This window comes from Salipiger thiooxidans (genome assembly GCF_900102075.1).
Taxonomy (GTDB): domain Bacteria; phylum Pseudomonadota; class Alphaproteobacteria; order Rhodobacterales; family Rhodobacteraceae; genus Salipiger; species Salipiger thiooxidans.
In genome coordinates, this window is the sequence record NZ_FNAV01000058.1 from 1 (window position 1) to 4228 (window position 4228).

General features: G+C 62.5%; 3 protein-coding genes. All 3 read left to right on the plus strand.

Annotated elements, in window-relative coordinates:
- Positions 1–71 precede the first annotated feature (71 nt).
- Entirely contained in the window at positions 72–3014 is a 2943-nt protein-coding gene (locus BLQ77_RS27945) for a Tn3 family transposase (RefSeq protein WP_242661907.1), read from the plus strand.
- Positions 3015–3133: 119 nt separating this feature from the next.
- Entirely contained in the window at positions 3134–3691 is a 558-nt protein-coding gene (locus BLQ77_RS27950; protein WP_088736336.1) for a recombinase family protein, read from the plus strand.
- Positions 3688–4170, plus strand: coding sequence for a hypothetical protein (locus tag BLQ77_RS27955; RefSeq protein WP_242661906.1), 483 nt, complete (start codon positions 3688–3690; stop codon positions 4168–4170). The genes BLQ77_RS27950 and BLQ77_RS27955 overlap by 4 nt, the downstream gene beginning before the upstream one ends.
- Positions 4171–4228: the final 58 nt, after the last annotated feature.

Consider the following 4228-nt stretch of genomic DNA (forward strand, 5'->3'; position numbering starts at 1 on the left):
GGCCCAACAGGCCCGAACGTGCATATATGGACATTTGAAGGAACATATAGCGAACGAACTGACTGTTGACCGTGTGGTCCGAAGTCGGGAGGCTGCTTCTGGCATGGTTGGGGGTTGGCGAGTTGGAACGGTCATTTGTCGAGGTTTGGAGCCTGTCCTTCGATGACATGGGATTGATCGAGGGTGTCAATCGTTCTGGCCGTGTATGGTTTGCGTTTCAGCTGAGCTTTTTCCGGGAGCGGTCGCGCTTTCCGTGCCGGTCGGGCGATGTCCCGGCCGATGTTGTGCAATACCTTTGCGAACAACTGGGAATCGCAGCCCCAGACGAACGGGATTTCGAGTACGGTCATGTGACCGCGCGCAGGCACCGGGCGGCAATCTTGCGACATTTGGGTATTCGTCGCGCCACGGATCGGGACCGGCAGGCGTTGCGGGGCGAACTGGCCGAGATGTTTCAGGGGGCTTTCTGGAAGATCGAGAACCAGGTCGAACTCGGGTATCGCAAGAGCCGCGCGCGGGGATATTTCGTGCCGTCGGACAAGATCATGGAGCGGTTGGTGCGCGGGGCTCGGCACGATGCCGTTGAAAACCTTCTTGCGAGGATTGCCGATAGCCTGCCCGGTGAGACACGCGGGAAACTGGAGGCCAGCCTGGCCGATCCCAAATGCGCCACGGGGTTTCTGAGCTTGAAAGCGGATGCGGGTGCCGCCACGCTTGAGAGCATCCTGGCGGCGGCAACGCGATTGGCATTCGTGAACACGCTCGGTCTGCCGTTCGACACCATCACCAATGTCGATCCTGCCCTGATTCAGCGCCTGTCCCGCCGGGTCGATGGTGAGACCGCGGCCGAGATGCGCCGCCACGGCGACACGCGGCGGCTGGGGCTCTTCGCGCTCCATCTCATGCACCGTCGCGCCCAGATGATAGACGCGCTGATCGACCTTCTGCTTGAAATCATTCACCGGATGCAGACGCGGTCGCGGCGCCGGGTGGTGGGGTCAATTGCGCGGGATATCGAGCGGGTCCATGGCAAGGAGCGCCTGCTTGTCGACATGGCCATTGCTGCGGTGGACGACCCCGAGGGTCGGGTACTCGAGGTCATTTATCCTGTCGCGAGCGTGGCCAGGCTGAAGGCGGTGATCGAGGAAGATCGGGCCAAGGGCACGCTTGACGACCGCATTCAGACGGTGATGCGTGGCTCCTATGCCAGCCACTACCGCCGGATGGTGCCACCGCTTCTGGCTGTGCTGCAATTCCGATCGAACAATGCAAGCTGGCGCCCGATCCTGGACGCGCTCGACTTGATTCAGCGATGGCAACAGGATGGACGGCGGGTTGTGCCTGCCGATCTGGCCCCTGAGGGGTCAGTTCCCGCCAAATGGCGCGAGGGCGTCATCGATGCGGCCGGCCGTCTGAATGTGATCTCCTTCGAGCTCTGTGTCCTGGCGCAGTTGCGTGAGCGAGTGCGCGCGAAGGAAATCTGGGTCGATGGCGCCGACCGCTACCGCAACCCCGATGATGACCTGCCTGCCGATTTCGAGGTGCAGAGGGACATATATTATCAGGGTCTTGGCCTCTCCCTAGACGCCGGTGCGTTTGTCGCGCAGGTGCGCGATGATCTGACGCGCGAACTACACCTTCTGAACCGGACCCTGCCGGAAAATGGCCATGTCCGGCTGCGAACATCCGGAGAGAACCGGATCAGGATCACGCCCTTCGCACCCGCACCTGAGCCGCTGGGGCTGGGTGCTCTCAAGCGCGAAGTCGAACGCGTCTGGCCGATGACCGGCCTTCTCGATGTCCTCAAGGAAACGGCCCTGGACACGGGATTTCTGGACTGCTTCGAGACCTCCGCCAGCCGCGAAGCCGTGCCGCGTGCAGACCGGGACCGGCGGTTGCTGCTGGCGCTCTATGCCGCGGGAACCAATGCCGGGATCAAACGCGTTGCCGCCGGTGTCGGTGACATCAGCTATGACGAACTGCTCCATATCCACCGCCGCTATGTCGACCCGAACGCGCTGCGTGCCGCCGCGGCACGCGTGGCCGATGCGACACTGGCGGTACGCAATCCGGCGATCTGGGGCGAGGCAGGCACGGCTTGTGGATCGGATTCCACCAAGTTCGGCGCCTGGGACCGCAACCTGATGACGGAATGGCATGCGCGATATGGCGGGCGCGGGGTGATGATCTACTGGCATGTCGAGCGCCAGGCGACCTGCATCTATTCACAGCTCAAGAGGTGTTCGTCCTCCGAGGTTGCGGCGATGATCGAGGGCGTGCTCCGTCACTGCACCGACATGGAAATCCAGCGTCAATACGTCGACACCCATGGTCAGACCGCTGTCGGGTTCGCCTTCTGCCATCTGCTTGGATTCGAATTGGCACCACGTCTGAAAGCAATTGCCCGCCAGAAGCTGGTTCTTCCCGCCGCGGGCATGCGGGCGCGCCTGCCGAACCTGGCGCCGATCTTGTCGAACGTGGTCGATTGGGCCGAGATCGAGCAGCAATATGACGAGATGGTCAAATACGCCGCCGCCATGCAACATGGCACCGCCGACCCCGAGGCGATCCTGCGCCGGTTCGCCCGGACTGACGTGATGCACCCGACCTACAAAGCGCTGGCCGAACTGGGTCGTGCCATCAAGACGATCTTCCTGTGCCGCTATCTGCGGTCGGAAGCCCTTCGCCGGGAAATCCACGAAGGCCTGAACGTCGTCGAGAATTGGAACAGCTCGAACGGGTTCGTGTTCTTCGGCAAGGGCGGTGAGATCGCCTCGAACCGCATCGCCGACCAGGAGATCTCCGCCCTGGCGCTGCAACTGGTCCAAGCGTCTATGGTCTATGTGAACACGCGCATGGTCCAGTCGGTCCTGTCGGACCCGAACTGGCAGGACCGGCTGTCGCCTGAGGATTATCGCGGCCTGACCCCGCTGATCTACGCGCACATCACTCCCTATGGCCGCTACGACATCGACCTGTCCACTCGGATTGACTACGAACGCATGGCGGCTTGACGCTCATTATGGGTATACCCATGATGACGTGCGGCATGAACACTGCACACGGTCACTTTGGTGTTTATTTTGGGTCTTAACCACGTTATTGAACACCCCATGTCACAGGCACACCCAAAATGAACAGCTCCGGCGCCAAAATCGGTTATGCCCGAACCTCGACGGTGGATCAGAACCTCGACGCCCAGATCGCCGCGCTGACAGCCGCGGGCTGCGGCATGGTGCGCCGGGAACAGAAGAGTGGTGCCAGTCTGGAAGACCGCTCCGAATTGAAGACCATCCTCGACTTCATTCACCCCGGAGAGACACTGGTGGTCACCCGCATCGACCGCCTGGCGCGCTCCATGCGCGATCTGCAGGTCATCGTCGCACGGCTGAAGGAAAAGGGCGCACATCTCGCTGCCACCGAGCAACCGGTGGACACGTCCACCGCCGCGGGCAAGGCCTTCTTCGACATGCTCGGTGTCTTTGCCGAGTTCGAGACCAACCTGCGCCAGGAGCGGCAGGCTGAAGGCATTACCGCCGCCAAACGCCGGGGCGTCTATCGTGGCCGGCCGGCCAAAATCGATATGGCCGCTGTTCAGGCCAGACTGGCCGCCGGCCAGTCCCCCACGGAGATCGCCCGCGACATGGGCATCTCGCGCGGCACCGTCTACAAGGCAAAGGCTTCGATGTGAGAAAGAGCAGCAGGAAAAAACCACCCGCAGCGGCCAGGCCACCAGCGCAGGCAGACACCACCAAGGTGCCGCCGCCGCGCAACCTGACCCCGACACTCTGCGATCGCTTGCGCCGCGATCTGCTCGCCGCCTGCCAGGGCGTGGCCGAAACCCACGGGCTGACCGTCGAGGGCGGTGAGCTCAGCGACATCGACCTGCGCCATGGATTCGGCATCGCGTTCCGCGTCGGCATCCCAATGGCCGATGGTGCGATCTTCTCTCCCGACAAGGCCCTGTTCGAAGCCCTCGCCAGCAGCTTCGGGTTGCAGCCCGCCGACTATGGCCGGACCTTCAGAACCCAGGGCGAGGCCTTCCGTATCACCGCCATCAACCCGAACCGGCCCAAATACCCCGTCAGCGCAGAGCGTCTCGCCGATGGAAGAAGCTACAAGTTCTCTGCCGAAAACGTCGCCATGTACCTGCGCGCACCAGACGCCTGATCCGTTCTATAAACGTTCTTCAAGATGTCCAAATATGCACGCTCGGGCCTGTGGGGCC